This is a genomic window from Buttiauxella noackiae ATCC 51607, from assembly GCF_001654865.1.
Lineage (GTDB): Bacteria > Pseudomonadota > Gammaproteobacteria > Enterobacterales > Enterobacteriaceae > Buttiauxella > Buttiauxella noackiae.
Window position 1 is genome coordinate 94,877 of sequence record NZ_LXEO01000025.1, and the last position, 15,550, is coordinate 110,426.

Consider the following 15,550-nt stretch of genomic DNA (forward strand, 5'->3'; position numbering starts at 1 on the left):
TAAATTGATTTAAGTCAACATTATGGAGGCTCGTCGGTCGCATTATCTCGCTCCGTAGATATTCCACTTCGTATATTCACAATCAGTGAATAGTGTGAAGGTAATTATTCAATAAGAGAGTTAATGATGAGCAAAATCAGCGTAATCGTAGCAGCCCTGGTGGGCGGTTTAGTATTATCCCCGGCAGCAATGGCGCTGGATCTGTCCAACGGCAACTGGCAAGGCGCAGGCGCTCCAGTAAAAGTGGCAGTAAAAAATAACCAGGTCACCATCAACGGTAAGAAAGCTACCCGCACTATCAACAATCCTGATTTCGCTGAGTGGAAAGGCGCGGGTTATACCCTGAGCTTTACCCGTTCAGAAAACCAGGTTTCCGCTGAATGGGCTAAACAACATGCGCATGGTGCGCTTGTACAAGCTGCAAGCACTGCAACAACCAACAGCAAACAAGCGTTGAAAGCTCAGGATCTTAAAGGCCTGAACACCTCTGGCGTAGAAAAGAAATTGCTGGCTGAAGGCTGGAAAGAGGTTTACCCGTACACCGAATATACCCGCGACGGCAAACGTGTAAAAATTCAGTACCGTGCAGATTACGTTTCTTCTGTAACAGTAGAATAAAAAAAACCGGTCACGGAGGACCGGCTTTCAGAACATCGATAATTACGACAGCAATTCAATCGGCTCATCATTCCCGCGAGCGCGCCATAGCACAAACCAGCGTTGAATCGACGCCACCATAATCACCAGCCCCAACAGCACCATCACTATTGAAATCGTCCCGTTGAAGATGTTGAAGCCTTTGGCTGCACTGTTGAAATAGACGTTTTTCACCATCCAGTAAGCTGCGTAGTTTACCGTCACATACAGATAAGACAGTGGCACCAGGCAGGTCAGCACGTACCAGCGTTTTTCTGACATACGCAGAATAATGGTTGCACCAATCATCAGACCGATTGAAGCCATTAGCTGGTTAGATACGCCAAACAATGCCCACACTGAGTTGATATCGCCTGAGTTCAGCAGATAGCCCCACAATAGACAAGCGACGATACTGCAACCAATGGCACCAGGCATCCAGTTAGTGCGTTTGAGCGGAGGCCAAATATCGCCGAGGAAATCTTGCAGCAAGTAACGCGCAACGCGAGTACCGGAGTCTACGGCTGTCAGAATAAATACCGCTTCAAACATTACTACAAACTGGAAGAAGTAGGATGCCAGGTGGCTGAACCACGGAATACGCGTAAAGATATCGGCCATACCAACAGCAAGTGTTACCGCCCCACCAGTACGCCCATAGAGGTCAAGACCGATAGATTCGCTAAGTTGCGGCAAATTCACCACATCCATACCAAGGCCAGCAAACACTTCACGCGAGGAGTTAATGGCAAAGTAGTCAGCAGGATGTAACGAGGTGGCAGCGATGAGCGCCATCACGCCGACAACACATTCCGCAAGCATCGCACCAAAAGCAACGGGCAGAATATCGTTCCATTTGTCGATTTGCTTAGGCGTCGTACCGGAACCGATAAATGCATGGAAACCGGAAATTGCGCCGCAGGCGATGGTGATAGAGATAAACGGCCACACCGGACCTGCCAGCACAGGGCCATTACCATGGATAAACTGCGTTACCGCCGGGAACTGAATTTCCGGGTTAATGAAAACCACACCCACGACCAGCGCACCGAACACGCCGATTTTCATAAAGCTTGAGAGATAACCACGTGGTGTCAGCAGCATCCAGACAGGCAGCGCGGTGGCAAAGAATGCGTAGAAAGGCAGGACCAGGCTTACTGTTGAGGCACGCAGGCTCAGCCACTCACCAAATGAAGATTCCTGAATATACGGGCCAATTATCACGCAAGCGAAAATAACAATAATCCCCACCCAGGTCGCACCACGCATACTGCCGGTATAACGCTCCCAAAGCCCGACGCAAATCGCCACAGGAATAGTCATAAACACCGCGAAAGTACCCCATGGGTTACGTTCGAGTGCATGCACTACCACCATCGACAAACCCGCCATGGTAATGGTGATGATGAACAGCATCGCAAGCCCGGTACACCAGCCTGCCACCGGGCCAAGCTCCGCTTTTGCCACTTCTGAGAGTGACTTCCCGCGGTGTTTCATCGAGGCGAAAAGCACCACGGTGTCATGCACCGCGCCGCCCACCACACAACCGATAAGCAACCATAAGAAGCTCGGCAGATAACCGTATTGTGCCGCCAGAACCGGGCCGACTAACGGCCCCGCCGCCGCGATTGCAGCAAAGTGGCTGCCGAAGTTAACCCATTTTTTTGTCGGGACGTAGTCTTTGCCGTCCTCAAGAATATGTGACGGTGTGATTTCTGAGTCATCAGCATTCAGAACTTTACGGACGAAAAACACCCCGTAAAGACGATAACAGATGGTCAGAATACACAAAGTCGCGATAACAAAAGTTAGTGCGTGTTGCATAACCCACTCCATTGCCAAAGATAAAAAGTTCAGCGCTATGCTGGCATGGGTTTAAGAAGCAACAGGTGGGAGTTTTAGTGAGCGGTTAAATGGGGAGTTAAGCGGTTCGATTGCTGGGGTGAGCGGTTTTACTTTTCAAAATATCGGGTAGAGGCTTACGCCTTACCCGATCTACGGCAACTGAATGTAGGGCGGATAAGCGAAAGCGCCATCCGCCGCATTACATTACTTCTCTGGACGCAGCGCTTTCACCTGCTCGGCTGTCACATCCCCCGGTAAACCACCCCATGTTACGCGCAGGTAATTCACCAGTTCGGCCACTTGTTCGTCGTTCAGACGCTCGCCAAAGCCCGGCATGCTTTGCATACTTTCTCCATTCGGGAAGTTCTGCGCAGGTAGGCCATCAAGTACCGAAACAATCAGGTTTTTAGCATCCGGTTGGCGCAGCGTTGCGTTGTTCAGCATCGACACTGCAACGTGCGGTTTGCCCTCACCTTCGCGAGCATGACAACCAGCACACTGGTCAAGATATGTCATTCGCCCGGCTTCGTTACCCTGGCCGAGTTTCGCTGGGGTTGCCGCCGGAGGTGCTTCGCCCATCAAATATGTCGCCATCGCTTTTTGATCGGCAGGCGTCAGATGCTGAGTACTCAGATCAACCACCATATGCATTTCGCTAAACGCGCTGCCCTGCGGTGCAATTCCAGTGGTAAGGAATTGCTGTACATCCTGCGGCGTCCAACCACGTTGCGCTAACGCTTTTGGTGTGATGTCAGGTGCCATAAAGCGCCCTAACTCCCCGCCCTGCATCGCTTTATCGAGCTTCATTTGACCCAATAACCCGCGTTCAGTATGGCATTCGCCACAGTGCCCAAGCACATCAGCCAGGTAACGCCCACGATGCCAGTCGGCTGAGTTGCCGGTAGAAATCGCCGGAAGCGGATCTTTGTCATGGAACATAATATTCCAGCCAATCAATGCGATACGCTGGTTAAACGGGAAACTCATTTCGTTATCAGGCGTCTTAACATCTACTGCCGGTCGCGTCATGAGATAAGCATAAATATCGTCGGAATCCTTGCGCGAAATATTTTTATACGAGGTGTACGGCATGGCCGGGAACAGGTGACGCCCGGTTGGGGTAACGCCTTCGGTCAGCGCTTTGTAGAAATCATCTTTCGTCCAGCGGCCAATACCGTAATCGGCAGAAGGCGTCAGGTTGCTGCCGTAAATCGTGCCATATGGGGATTCCAGCGGATAGCCCCCCGCCAGCGGAGCACCGCCAGAAGCTGTGTGGCAAGCTGCACAGTCGGCAGCTTTTGTCAGATAACTGCCGCGTTCGATTTGCTCCTTGCTGGCGGTTACTTTTTGCACCGGCCCGTCATACGTGCGGTATTCTCGCCAGTACAAAATGGCGACAATGATGACCACAATAGCCAGCACAATCAGCGCGAGACGCTTTTTCATTTCACCGCCTCCTTCACCAGCCCCGGTGTTTTCAGCACCACGTCGCGCACCGCTTCGTAATAACGCACGTAGCCTGTGCAGCGGCAAATGTGATTTTCCAGCGCATGTGAAATCGCCCCTTCTAATTCGTCACGTTCGATAGGCTCACGTTTGAGTTTCTCAACGAAAATCGTCGCTGCGTTCACAAAGCCCGGCGTGCAGTAGCCGCACTGAAAGCTGTAGTGGTCGAGGAATGACTGCTGAATGGGCGACAGTTCAACCACTTCGCCCTGATCATCGACTTTAGCGTGGCCTTCAACGGTGCGGACTTTTTTACCGTTAAAGAAATGAGCTCCGGTGATGCAGGTGCGCACTTCTTCACTGGTGCCGCTTGGGTTATCAACAATCGCTACACACGCGTGGCAAATGCCCTGCCCGCAGCCCAGACGTGATCCAGTCAGATAGACATATTCGTGCAGGAAATCGATCATCATCAACCCTTCTGGCACATCAATTGGGCCATACGGTTTGTTATTGATGGTCAGGGTCATTGGTTTAGTTTTGATGCTCATGGTAATACCTCACGAATTTTTTCAGCACGGACGGGCAAATCACGGAAACGATGGCCTGTGGCATCAGCAATCGCATTCACAATCGCGGCAACAACCGGGATCATCACGACTTCAGCCATGCCTTTTGGTGGGTCGGTTTCCGAAAGCGCGGGCAGGATATCGCCAGTCTGTTTCCAGACTGCCACATCACTGGCACGCGGCAGGTGATAACGGTTGAAGTTCCATGTTCCGTTACCGGGTCCGTCTTCGTAGAGAGGTAAATATTCATGTAACGCATGGCCGATACCCATCGCCAGGCCGCCTTGCAGCTGCCCGGAGACCAGTTCCGGTACAATTAAATTGCCGCACTCCATAATTGAGTGATGGTTGAGCAGTTCCACTTCGCCGGTGGAGAGGCTTACCGCTACTTCCGCCAGCGTGCCGACGGCGCTGTAGTAGGTCACCGCAGCATTGTTGCGCTGCGTTGGCGGGTAATAAACATGTGTGCGCGAAAGTGTGGCGAAATCACCATTGCCGTAGCGCACCGCCAGGGCATCAATCGGCAGGCGTTTGCTTTGCTGGTTAAAGGTGAAATCGGCTTCCGCCCACTGCCAGCGGTTAAAGACATGGACTGCGGCGCCAGTCATTAACCCCATTTCATGGGCTTTTTTCGCCACCTGTTCAAGGCTTAAAATTTCCATACCAGCAGCGGTTAAACCACCTTCCACCCAACGAGCATCTTCAATGCGCACCACCAGCGGTGCAGCCTGGCCACCACCGATGCCGGTGGACCAGATAGCCATTGCCGCCGGCCATAAGCCTTGTTCAAACACTAAACGTGCCGCTTCGCGCGTGCTGTGTGAGAAGTAATACGCCGAGTTACTGGCACTTGATGGCGAGCAGTACGACGGAGACCAGGATGGATTAGCAGCCAGTTTGTCCTGCTCTTCCTGAGACATAATGTACGGGTCGCCGCTGGTAACAACTGGCAGAGAACTCCAGTCGGTGACGGAGAAATGCGCTTCGTCTGCCGGTCTACCCAACCATTGTGCACAGAGCACCGATTGTGATGTTGACATACCAGTGCCCATTTCAGCACCGCTGTGGTACAGCGAAATACGCCCGTCAGCCGCCACTTCCACACGCGCAAAGGAGGTTTCAGCACCGGTACCAAAGTCTTTTTGCACGCAGCCAAAGCCCACACCGTAACGCTTACCTGGGTTTTTCATTTCAAATTCGGCTTTACGTTCAGCACGTTTGAGCCAGATTTCATTTTTCGCCGCTTTCGCCAGCACTTCATCTACACGTATCGCACCAGCAGGAATCGCACCCTGGGTGTTTTTCATGCCTGATTTCAGCGCGTTGCGCATACGGAATTCAATCGGGTCAATTCCCAGCTTTTCAGCAATTTCATCCACCATCATTTCGGTGGCGGCCATACTTTGCAGCGTGCCGTAACCGCGAGCTGAACCCGCATCGATAGCGCGGGACGCCACACCGACTGCCGACAAATCGCTTTTCGGGAAGTAATAAATGGATTGTGCAGCCGTTGCGCCCACCATTGAAACCGACGGGGTAAAGTTGCTGCGTCCGCCGCCGTTAGCGGTCATATCACCTAAAAATGATTGCAGGATGCCGGTCTTTTTATTTACCGCAATGGTGTAATTCATGTCGAACGCATGGCGTTTGAGTGCGCTCTGGAACTGCTCGTAACGGTCGTTCGCCAGGCGCACCGGGTGACCGTCGCCATACATCGCGGCAACCGCGCCATAATACGGGAAGTTGTAGTGATCTTTGGAGCCATAACCCACGGTGTAACATGGATGGAGAATAAGTTGTTTTACCGGCTGCGTGCGTTTTGCCAGCATACGCGGCATTTCGTCAGCCACTTCCTGCGGGGACTGCGTCGGCACCACCATATGTAGCGTTTGCGTGGCTTCATCGAACCAGCCGTTGGCGTTATCCGGCTCAAGGGCAGCGGTGTCGATAGATTGTGTGGTGTAGCGGCGTTGAAGCACCAGCCAGTCTTCCGGCGGGTTCTTAAGTTCATCGGCAATCATGCCTGCGTAATACATACCTTCCTGATCCAGCTTGCCGCCTTCGCGCCCTTCAGGCCAAACGGGCAAATGCTTTCTCATCGACACCGGGAAAATCGGCATGTCTTTCAGGCTGGAGAAATGATCGTCGTCTTGTGACGTCGCGCCGCCGACGCGCACAAAGCGGAAGGTGCCCCACGGGTCACGCTCCAGCGGGCCGGTTTGCGCACCGTACTGAATCACTTCGTCTTTAAATTTCAGTTTATCTTTGGCAAAGCGGAAACGGGCAAAATCGTGGTAAATCAGAATGGCAACCGCCTGGCCGAGATAGGCCGGCGTTTTACCGGTTGGCAGCAGCATGTCTTCGCCGTAGAACGCCGGGAATGCCAGGCCATCACGCGCCAGATCTTCGGCGGTGACGATGCGATCCGGTTTCAGGTTATCACCCAATAAAGAAAGATCGATACCGCTAAATAGCCTGTCGGCTTTTGTGGTGCGCAGAATAAAGGCGTGAGCCTGTTTCTGCGGCCAGTGAGGCATGTCTACCGCGCGAATATCGCGGGCAAAGACTTTCTGCCCCATCACTTTTGATTTGCCGTCGATTCGGAAACGGATGCGCTTGTTTTTGGCATCCCAGTTCGGTGAGTGAAGGATTTTTTGTTCAAACAGCGCGGCATAAGCACGGCTATAGAGAGGGGCAAGATACACCGCGACTCCGGCGACCACCGCGCGTTTAATAAAACTGCGCCGTGATGGATTAAAATTGCTCATAAAACATCCCATTTAAAATTATTATTGTCTTTTTTTCAAACAATTATGCGTAGATTTTATACATTTCCGTAGTGAATATAAGTATATATATTTAAGCTAAATCATGTGAGAATTAACATCTCATTTTCATAAAAAAAACATTGTTGCGCAAATTACTCATCATATTGCGTAATCAAGAAGGCAGTGAGGAATCCCCCTGAACATGAAAGCGGGCATCATTATTGCCGCCGCAGGCTGTGCAAAACGCTTCACAGAAGCGGGCGGCGAAGGCAATAAACTTAACGCGTTGCTCAACAACAGCAGCGTGTTTGCGCAAACGCTATGTAATGCGCTGACTTCCGGCCTGCAAGTGCATGTCGTGACGCGCCCGGAAAACAGCCAGGTTCAAGCGTTGTGCCGCGCGCAGCAGATTCCCGTCACACTGATTGAAAGTTCTGGATTGGGTGAGTCAATCGCTGCCGGTGTTCGCGCAACGTCGAACTGGCAAGCCTGGCTGATTCATCTGGCGGATATGCCTTTTGTTCCACCGGCGGTGTTTGTGGCGGTGGCAGAGGCACTGAAATCTCACACGCTGGTGCGACCATGCGTTAGCACGCAGCCGGGGCATCCGGTGGCCTTCGACCGTAAGTGGTATAGCAAACTCAGTCAGTTAAACGGTGACAACGGCGCGCGTGAATTGTTACGTGGCGAGTCAGTGCACCTCATCGAAATTGAAGATGCCGATTCCCAGCGCGATATTGATCTCCCATCACAACTGGTTCAAAGGAGTGAATAATCATGCAACACCTTGATATTAGTGTGATTAACCAGGCTCATGAATGGCTGGAACAACGACCCGTCTGGTTATGTACGGTTTTAAATACCTACGGTTCTTCACCCCGCTCACCTGGAGCGTTAATGGTGGCAACAGCCGACAATCGCTTTTGCGGTTCACTTTCCGGGGGCTGTGTAGAAGAGGATTTTTTACAACGGATTGCGCAAGGTGAATACCAGCAAGCCAGCCAGATTGTACGTTATGGCGAAGGTGGGCTGGAGCCGGGTATTGCGCTGCCGTGCGGTGGCGTGCTGGATATTTTGGTCGAATATCTCCCTGCCACCCCTGGCAATATTATGTATCTGGAAAAGATGGCCGCTGCACTGAATGGTCATTTTGCCTTGCAGAAACGCCTGACGCTTCCCGAGCCTTGCCGCCACCTGGAAGTTACCGAATTTGCCGATATCACTCAGGTTGAACGCAACGGGCAGCAGATTACGGTGCATGTTGCCGCCGCACCGCGTTTACTGATTGCCGGGCTCTCAAGCGTTGCGTTGTACTGCGCCGATTTTGCCAGTGCGCTGGGTTTTGAAGTGTTGGTTTGTGAGAATCGACCCGACGCCTTAGAGAATTTCGCCGCCCAACTTAAACCAGGTATTACTCTGCTCAGGCAGTTCCCGGCAAATTATCTTGAGCAACATAGTTGCCACGCCAATACGGCGATTGTCGCGCTCACGCACGATCCGCGGATGGATGACCTGACAATGATGGAGGCGGTGAACACGCCTGCATTTTATATTGGCGCGATGGGTTCGCAGAAGAACAGCGCGCGAAGGCTGGAACGATTGCAGAAAATAGCGGAATTAAACCCGACTCAGTTACAACGCATCCATGCCCCTATAGGCTTACCATTGGGGAGCAAAACTCCTGCAGAAATTGCGCTGGCGGTGATGGCAGATATTGTGAAGCAGAAGAATGAAGCGCGGGGATAATTTTTGGGTGGATGTGCGCAAGCGACATCCACCGCAATAAATCTTACTTCTTCGCTACGTGTACGCGTGAAGTCAAACCGCGCAGGAAATAACGCAGGAACTGGTCACCACATTCGCGGAAGTTTTTATTCTCTGGTGCGCGCATCATCGCGGTGATTTCTGGCATAGAGATACGGAATTCTTGTGAGGTCAGAATTTCCAGCACGTCGTCGGTTTTCAAATCAAACGCAATACGCAGTTTTTTCAGGATGATGTTATTGGTCATCTTGCGTTCAATTTTTGGCGCAGGCTTGCTTTCGTCTTTGCCACGTTTGAAATAGATCAGCCCGTTAAGGAAGTTGGCCATCAGAATGTCAGGGCAAAGTTTGAAGTTCTCTTCGTCTTCTTTTTTAGTCCAGCTAACAATTTGCTCAGTGGTAACGGCAGTGTCGGTCAGGGCGAAAATTTTCACCATATCGTCATTGCCCAAATTCAGCATGTAACGCACGCTGCGTAATACATCGTTATTCATCATAGTGGTGATTCTCTCGTTCCAAATCTTGAAAGCGGGCAGTATATAGGGATGTGGCGGTAATGACATAAATACTACACCGCTTTAAGCCCTAAAGCCTCTTTGAGACTCTTCAAGTAGCGACGACTTACCGGGACAGACTGCCCGTCGCGCAGCATCAACTCGGCTTGCCCGCCATCCTCAAAGCGGATCTCTTTGAGATGCACCATATTGACCAGGTATTGTCGATGGCAGCGAACCAGCGGCGTGCGGCTTTCAAGCGTGCGCAACGTCAGCTCAGTAAAACCTTCAGTTCCCTGCGCATTGGTGACATATACCCCGCTCATACGGCTGCTGGCGTACATCACCTCTTCCATTTGTAGCAGGTAAATCCGGCTCTGCCCGGTACAAGGAATGAATTTAAGATCTTCCTGGTTTGGCTCAAGCAGTGTCATATCCTGATCGACGCGCTCATGGCGCAAACGTTGTAGGGTTTTCTCAAGCCGTTTGCTGTCAATTGGTTTAAGTAAATAGTCGAACGCATGTTCTTCAAAAGCCCGCACCGCGTACTCGTCAAAGGCGGTAAGAAATACGATGTAGGGGCGCTGTTCAGGATCAAGCATGCTTACCATTTCCAGCCCACTGATGCGCGGCATCTGAATATCAAGAAACACCACGTCCGGATGCAAGCGATGCACCGCGCCAATGGCTTCCACCGCATTGCCACACTCCCCCACGATGTCAATGTCTGGTTCGTTTTGCAGCATGATGCGTAAATTCTCACGCGCCAGCGGTTCATCATCGACAATCAGCACTTTTAACATGGGGTTTCCTCCAGAGGTAAACGTAGGGTAATACGGGTAAATCGGTCTGACTCATAATCCACTTTAATACCGCAGGCATCGCCGTAACGGGCGCGCAGACGTTTATCAACAAGACTCATCCCAAGCCCGCTGGATGTGTTTTTTTCCTGATATAAACCTGCGTTGTCTTCAATAGAAAGCTGCAAATACTCCCCATTCTGGCAGGCATTAATCGTCACCTCCCCGACACCAAGCAACTGCGAAGTGCCATGCTTGATGGCGTTTTCAACAATGGGTTGTAGCGTGAAAGCCGGTAACTGCACTTGCGACAGCTCCTGAGGCACATTCAGTTGCACGCGTAATCGTGACTGAAAACGCGCCTGTTCGATTTGCAGATAAGCATTCACATGCTCAATTTCATCGGCAAGAGTCACTATCTCGCTTGGGCGCTTTAAGTTTTTGCGAAAGAAGGTCGAGAGATATTGCACCAGTTGACATGCCTGTTCATTATCCCGACGGATAACAGCCACCAGCGTATTCAATGCATTAAACAGAAAATGCGGGTTCACCTGCGCGTGCAAAAGCTTGATCTCTGACTGCGTCAGCATCTGCTTTTGTCGTTCATATTGCCCCGCTAAGATTTGCGCAGAGAGAAGCTGCGCGATGCCTTCACCCAGCGTGCGGTTAATCGAGCTAAACAAGCGGTTCTTTGCTTCATACAGTTTGATCGTGCCAATCACGCGGCTATTTTCACCGTAAAGTGGGATAACAAGCGTCGAACCCAGTTTGCAATGCGGGTGCAGCGAACAACGGTAAGGCACTTCATTGCCGTCGGCATATACCACTTCACCGCGTTCAATTGCCTGCCAGGTATATTCAGAAGAGATTGGGCTACCTGGTAAATGGTGGTCGGCACCGATTCCGGTAAACGCCAGCAGCTTCTCGCAATCGGTAATAGCAACGGCTCCGATATCCAGCTCCAGATGGAGTACCTGCGCCACTTTCATACTGTTTTCCTGGTTAAAACCCCGGCGCAGAATCCCTTCTGTGGAGGCCGCGACTTTTAATGCGGTTGCCGAGAATGCCGAAGTGTATTTCTCAAACATCGCTCGCTTATCGAGCAAGATACGCATAAATAACGCGGCACCCACGGTGTTGGTAATCATCATCGGAGCAGCGATGCTTTTCACCAGATTCAACGCATCAGCAAACGGGCGAGCAATCAGCAAGATAATGCCCATCTGGAAGAATTCCGCCAGCAGCGTAATGCCACCTGCGGTCAAGGGATTAAACAGCAAATCGCTACGCCCACGACGAATCAACAAACGGTGCAACAGCCCGCCAAGCAGCCCTTCAACAATGGTGGAAAACATGCAACTTAGCGCCGTCATTCCCCCCATTGAATACCGATGCAACCCGCCGGTTAAACCCACCAGCCCGCCAACCAGCGGCCCACCGAGCAGCCCACCCATTACCGCGCCAATCGCACGTGTATTGGCGATGGAGTCGTCAATGTGCAGGCCAAAATAGGTGCCCATAATGCAAAAGATAGAGAAAGTAACGTAGCAAAGTAATTTGTGCGGTAAACGTACTGTGACCTGCATCAGCGGGATAAACAGCCGAGTTTTACTCATCAACCAGGCGATAACCAGGTAGACGCACATCTGCTGAAGGAGCAGTAACACCAGGTTAAACTCGTACATTGCGCTCGCCATTGAGTCTCAGAGGCGGCGTAACATACACGTTGGCGGCTTAACTTTCTTTGAAGGGTTTCAATAATTTTTGATTTAGTGGGGATGAAAGCAGAAATTAGGACAAGGATGGGGGTGTGTTTGTCGGGCAGGCGTAAACCCCACCCGACATATTGATTTACACGGCGCGGAACGAGATATCCGCAGGGATCACTTCACCTTCCCAGTAAAGCTGCGCTGCGACGCTACCCGCCAGTTGACGGTAGATCGCGGTGAACTCGCTTTCCGGACGATTGATCACCGTTGGCTTACCGGCATCAAGATCTTCACGCAAAGTAATGTGCAACGGCAACTGGCCCAGTAATTTGGTGTGGTATTGATCCGCCAGTTTCTGCGCCCCGCCAGTGCCGAAAATTGGCTCATTGTGACCACAGTTGCTGCAAATATGCATGCTCATGTTTTCAACGATACCCAGCACTGGCACATCGACTTTCTCAAACATCACGATGCCTTTACGGGCGTCGATCAATGCAATATCTTGCGGCGTGGTCACCACAACAGCACCCGTTACTGGAATATTCTGCGCAAGCGTCAGTTGAATGTCACCGGTGCCCGGCGGCATATCCAGCACCAGATAATCGAGATCCGGCCACATGGTTTCTTGCAGCATCTGCAACAGTGCCTTGCTGGCCATCGGGCCGCGCCACACCATGGCGTTTTCATCAGTGACCAGATAACCAATTGAATTGGTCGCCAGGCCATGCGCCAGAATTGGGGTCATATGCGTGCCGTCAGGTGAAGTTGGGCGTTCGTGTTCTGCCCCCAGCATCGTTGGGATAGACGGGCCATAAATATCCGCATCCAGAATCCCGACTTTCGCCCCTTCGGCGATGAGCGCCAGTGCCAGGTTCACAGCAGTACTCGACTTGCCAACACCGCCTTTGCCTGAAGTCACCGCAATAATGTTTTTCACACCGTTAATGCCGGGGTGATTTTTCACACGCTTTAAGGTGGCAATGTTGTGGCTGAGTTTCCAGTCCACCGCTTTCGCCCCAGTAATGCGCAACAAATCCGAACTGCACTGCTCTTGCAGGGCTTCAAAACCACTGCGCCAAACGAATGGCATCAACAGCTCAACATGCAGCGTGTCGTCTAACATTGCGACATGATGCAGTGCTTTAAGCGCGGTCAGATTATGTTTGAGGGTTGGGTGCTGAAAATTGGCCAGTGTCCCGGCGACCATAGCGCGTAGCTGCTCGGGGGAACGACTTGACGGGGATTGCGAATTCATCCCGGCTCCTTATTGTTTTTTTAACAGATGATGCAGTTTGTTAAGCATACCAGATGCCATCCGGCACGATAAAATTTCCTTGTTCAGCTTGTGTGGTTTACCACAAGGCGGCTCTCAGTTAACATCTAAGGCCCTTTTCTATTTAGAAGATGCAATTTCTACTATGGCTCATACCGCGAAAAAATTATTGGTAACGTGCGCACTTCCGTACGCTAACGGCTCAATCCACCTTGGTCACATGCTGGAGCACATCCAGGCTGACGTCTGGGTCCGTTACCAACGAATGCGCGGAAACACGGTCAACTTCATCTGCGCGGACGATGCACACGGTACACCTATCATGCTGAAAGCACAGCAGTTAGGTATTACACCAGAGCAGATGATTGCCGAAATGAGTCAGGAGCATCAGACTGATTTTGCTGGCTTTAACATCAGCTATGATAACTACCACTCCACGCATAGCGACGAAAACCGCGAGCTGGCATCGCTGATTTATGGCCGTCTGAAAGAGAACGGTTTTATTAAAAACCGTACTATTTCTCAGCTTTTCGACCCGGAAAAAGGCATGTTCCTGCCTGACCGTTTTGTAAAAGGCACCTGCCCGAAATGTAAAGCACCGGACCAATACGGCGATAACTGCGAAGTTTGTGGCGCAACTTACAGCCCAACCGAACTGATTAACCCGCAGTCTGTGGTTTCTGGCGCAACGCCGGTGATGCGTGATTCCGAGCACTTCTTCTTTGATTTGCCATCGTTTAGCGAAATGCTGCAAGCCTGGACTCGTTCTGGTGCGCTACAAGAGCAAGTGGCGAACAAAATGCAGGAGTGGTTCGAGTCTGGTTTGCAACAGTGGGATATTTCTCGCGATGCGCCATACTTCGGCTTCGAAATTCCTGATGCACCGGGCAAATACTTCTACGTCTGGCTCGACGCGCCAATCGGCTACATGGGTTCATTCAAAAACCTGTGCGACAAACGCGGAGACACCGAGAGCTTTGACGAATACTGGAAGCAAGATTCCACCGCTGAGCTGTATCACTTCATCGGTAAAGATATCGTTTATTTCCATAGCCTGTTCTGGCCAGCCATGCTGGAAGGCAGCGGTTTCCGCAAGCCAACCAACCTGTTTGTTCACGGCTATGTGACGGTAAACGGCGCGAAGATGTCTAAATCGCGCGGTACGTTCATTAAGGCCAGCACCTGGCTGAACCACTTTGACGCCGACAGCCTGCGTTACTACTACACCGCGAAGCTATCTTCCCGTATCGACGATATCGACCTGAATCTGGAAGATTTCGTGCAGCGTGTGAACAGCGACATCGTCAACAAAGTGGTTAACCTGGCATCACGCAACGCAGGCTTTATCGCCAAGCGTTTTGATGGCCAACTGTCTGCTGAAATTGCTGACCCAGCACTGTACAAAACCTTTACCGATGCAGCACAGTCAATTGGTGAAGCCTGGGAAAGCCGTGAATTCGGTAAAGCCGTGCGTGAAATTATGGCGCTGGCTGACGTTGCAAACCGTTATGTTGATGAGCAGGCTCCATGGGTTGTGGCAAAACAGGAAGGCCGCGATGCCGACCTGCAAGCCATCTGCACCATGGGTATCAACCTGTTCCGTGTACTGATGACCTGGCTGAAACCGGTTCTGCCAACGCTTGCTGAACGTACAGAAGCCTTCCTGAACTGCGAGCTGACCTGGGACAGCATTAACACCCCGCTGCTGAACCATAAAGTGAATACTTTCAAAGCGCTGTACAACCGCATTGAAATGAAACAGGTTGAAGCGCTGGTTGAAGCGTCGAAAGAAGAAGTGAAAGCGGCAGCTGCTCCGGTAACTGGCCCACTGGCTGATGACCCGATTGGTGAAACCATCGCATTCGATGATTTCGCAAAAGTGGATCTGCGTGTGGCGCTGATTGAGAAAGCTGAATTTGTTGAAGGCTCCGACAAACTGCTGCGCCTGACGCTGGATCTTGGCGGTGAGAAACGTAACGTATTCTCCGGTATTCGTTCTGCTTACCCGGACCCAGCCGCACTGGAAGGCCGTTTGACCATTATGGTGGCCAACCTGGCACCGCGTAAAATGCGTTTCGGCATCTCTGAAGGGATGGTGATGGCTGCAGGCCCTGGCGGGAAAGATATCTTCCTGTTAAGCCCTGATAGCGGTGCTCAGGCAGGTATGGCGGTTAAGTAATCGCATATCAATAAAAGAGAATACCCCGGCATGCCGGGGTATTTTTTTGCTTGTGATAGGGGGATAAG

General features: G+C 51.5%; 12 protein-coding genes. 4 read left to right on the plus strand and 8 right to left on the minus strand.

Going from position 1 to position 15,550, the window contains the following annotated elements; all coding sequences use genetic code 11:
- Window positions 1-126: 126 nt before the first annotated feature.
- Entirely contained in the window at window positions 127-618 is a 492-nt protein-coding gene (locus M979_RS10290; RefSeq protein WP_064554876.1) for a hypothetical protein, read from the plus strand.
- A 42-nt stretch (window positions 619-660) separates the two neighbouring features.
- On the opposite strand, the gene M979_RS10295 is transcribed toward M979_RS10290, so the two are convergent.
- From M979_RS10295 to M979_RS10310, 4 genes are all read right to left on the minus strand, one after another.
- Window positions 661-2,460: a carbon starvation CstA family protein gene (locus tag M979_RS10295; RefSeq protein ID WP_034458562.1), complete on the minus strand. Its 1,800-nt coding sequence runs from the start codon at window positions 2,458-2,460 to the stop codon at window positions 661-663.
- 225 nt (window positions 2,461-2,685) lie between these two features.
- Window positions 2,686-3,927: a cytochrome c gene (locus tag M979_RS10300; protein ID WP_064554877.1), complete on the minus strand. Its 1,242-nt coding sequence runs from the start codon at window positions 3,925-3,927 to the stop codon at window positions 2,686-2,688.
- Window positions 3,924-4,478 (minus strand): (2Fe-2S)-binding protein, encoded by a 555-nt coding sequence (locus tag M979_RS10305; protein ID WP_034458566.1) that lies wholly within the window; start codon window positions 4,476-4,478, stop codon window positions 3,924-3,926. The genes M979_RS10300 and M979_RS10305 overlap by 4 nt, the downstream gene beginning before the upstream one ends.
- Entirely contained in the window at window positions 4,475-7,264 is a 2,790-nt protein-coding gene (locus tag M979_RS10310) for a xanthine dehydrogenase family protein molybdopterin-binding subunit (protein WP_064554878.1), read from the minus strand. The genes M979_RS10305 and M979_RS10310 overlap by 4 nt, the downstream gene beginning before the upstream one ends.
- Before the next feature lie 202 nt (window positions 7,265-7,466).
- Here M979_RS10310 and M979_RS10315 point away from each other — a divergent pair, with 202 nt between their 5' ends.
- Together M979_RS10315 and M979_RS10320 are read left to right on the plus strand one after the other, a co-directional pair.
- Window positions 7,467-8,039, plus strand: a complete 573-nt coding sequence (locus M979_RS10315) for a nucleotidyltransferase family protein (RefSeq protein WP_064554879.1) — start codon at window positions 7,467-7,469, stop codon at window positions 8,037-8,039.
- A 2-nt stretch (window positions 8,040-8,041) separates the two neighbouring features.
- Complete coding sequence (locus M979_RS10320) at window positions 8,042-9,010, plus strand: XdhC family protein (RefSeq protein ID WP_064554880.1); 969 nt, start codon at window positions 8,042-8,044, stop codon at window positions 9,008-9,010.
- A 43-nt stretch (window positions 9,011-9,053) separates the two neighbouring features.
- On the opposite strand, the gene M979_RS10325 is transcribed toward M979_RS10320, so the two are convergent.
- The 4 genes from M979_RS10325 to apbC form a co-directional block, all read right to left on the minus strand.
- Complete coding sequence (locus tag M979_RS10325; RefSeq protein WP_034458574.1) at window positions 9,054-9,524, minus strand: YehS family protein; 471 nt, start codon at window positions 9,522-9,524, stop codon at window positions 9,054-9,056.
- A 71-nt stretch (window positions 9,525-9,595) separates the two neighbouring features.
- The gene (gene btsR / locus M979_RS10330; protein ID WP_064554881.1) at window positions 9,596-10,324 is read right to left on the minus strand and encodes a two-component system response regulator BtsR; all 729 of its coding nucleotides are present in this window, start codon (window positions 10,322-10,324) and stop codon (window positions 9,596-9,598) included.
- Window positions 10,318-12,006: a sensor histidine kinase gene (locus tag M979_RS10335; protein WP_034458578.1), complete on the minus strand. Its 1,689-nt coding sequence runs from the start codon at window positions 12,004-12,006 to the stop codon at window positions 10,318-10,320. The genes btsR and M979_RS10335 overlap by 7 nt, the downstream gene beginning before the upstream one ends.
- Before the next feature lie 166 nt (window positions 12,007-12,172).
- A complete protein-coding gene (apbC, locus tag M979_RS10340; RefSeq protein ID WP_034458580.1) occupies window positions 12,173-13,285 on the minus strand; it encodes an iron-sulfur cluster carrier protein ApbC in 1,113 nt (370 codons plus the stop codon).
- A gap of 163 nt (window positions 13,286-13,448) precedes the next feature.
- Between apbC and metG the strand changes: the two genes are divergently transcribed.
- Complete coding sequence (gene metG, locus M979_RS10345; protein WP_034458581.1) at window positions 13,449-15,482, plus strand: methionine--tRNA ligase; 2,034 nt, start codon at window positions 13,449-13,451, stop codon at window positions 15,480-15,482.
- Window positions 15,483-15,550 lie beyond the last annotated feature (68 nt).

What these genes read in the sequence shown, in the direction of transcription:
- M979_RS10290 (WP_064554876.1), top strand. Translation starts at nt 127, where the DNA reads ATGAGCAAAATCAGCGTAATCGTAGCAGCCCTGGTGGGCGGTTTAGTA.
- M979_RS10295 (WP_034458562.1), bottom strand. Translation starts at nt 2,460, where the DNA reads ATGCAACACGCACTAACTTTTGTTATCGCGACTTTGTGTATTCTGACC.
- M979_RS10300 (WP_064554877.1), bottom strand. Translation starts at nt 3,927, where the DNA reads ATGAAAAAGCGTCTCGCGCTGATTGTGCTGGCTATTGTGGTCATCATT.
- M979_RS10305 (WP_034458566.1), bottom strand. Translation starts at nt 4,478, where the DNA reads ATGAGCATCAAAACTAAACCAATGACCCTGACCATCAATAACAAACCG.
- M979_RS10310 (WP_064554878.1), bottom strand. Translation starts at nt 7,264, where the DNA reads ATGAGCAATTTTAATCCATCACGGCGCAGTTTTATTAAACGCGCGGTG.
- M979_RS10315 (WP_064554879.1), top strand. Translation starts at nt 7,467, where the DNA reads ATGAAAGCGGGCATCATTATTGCCGCCGCAGGCTGTGCAAAACGCTTC.
- M979_RS10320 (WP_064554880.1), top strand. Translation starts at nt 8,042, where the DNA reads ATGCAACACCTTGATATTAGTGTGATTAACCAGGCTCATGAATGGCTG.
- M979_RS10325 (WP_034458574.1), bottom strand. Translation starts at nt 9,524, where the DNA reads ATGATGAATAACGATGTATTACGCAGCGTGCGTTACATGCTGAATTTG.
- btsR (WP_064554881.1), bottom strand. Translation starts at nt 10,324, where the DNA reads ATGTTAAAAGTGCTGATTGTCGATGATGAACCGCTGGCGCGTGAGAAT.
- M979_RS10335 (WP_034458578.1), bottom strand. Translation starts at nt 12,006, where the DNA reads ATGTACGAGTTTAACCTGGTGTTACTGCTCCTTCAGCAGATGTGCGTC.
- apbC (WP_034458580.1), bottom strand. Translation starts at nt 13,285, where the DNA reads ATGAATTCGCAATCCCCGTCAAGTCGTTCCCCCGAGCAGCTACGCGCT.
- metG (WP_034458581.1), top strand. Translation starts at nt 13,449, where the DNA reads ATGGCTCATACCGCGAAAAAATTATTGGTAACGTGCGCACTTCCGTAC.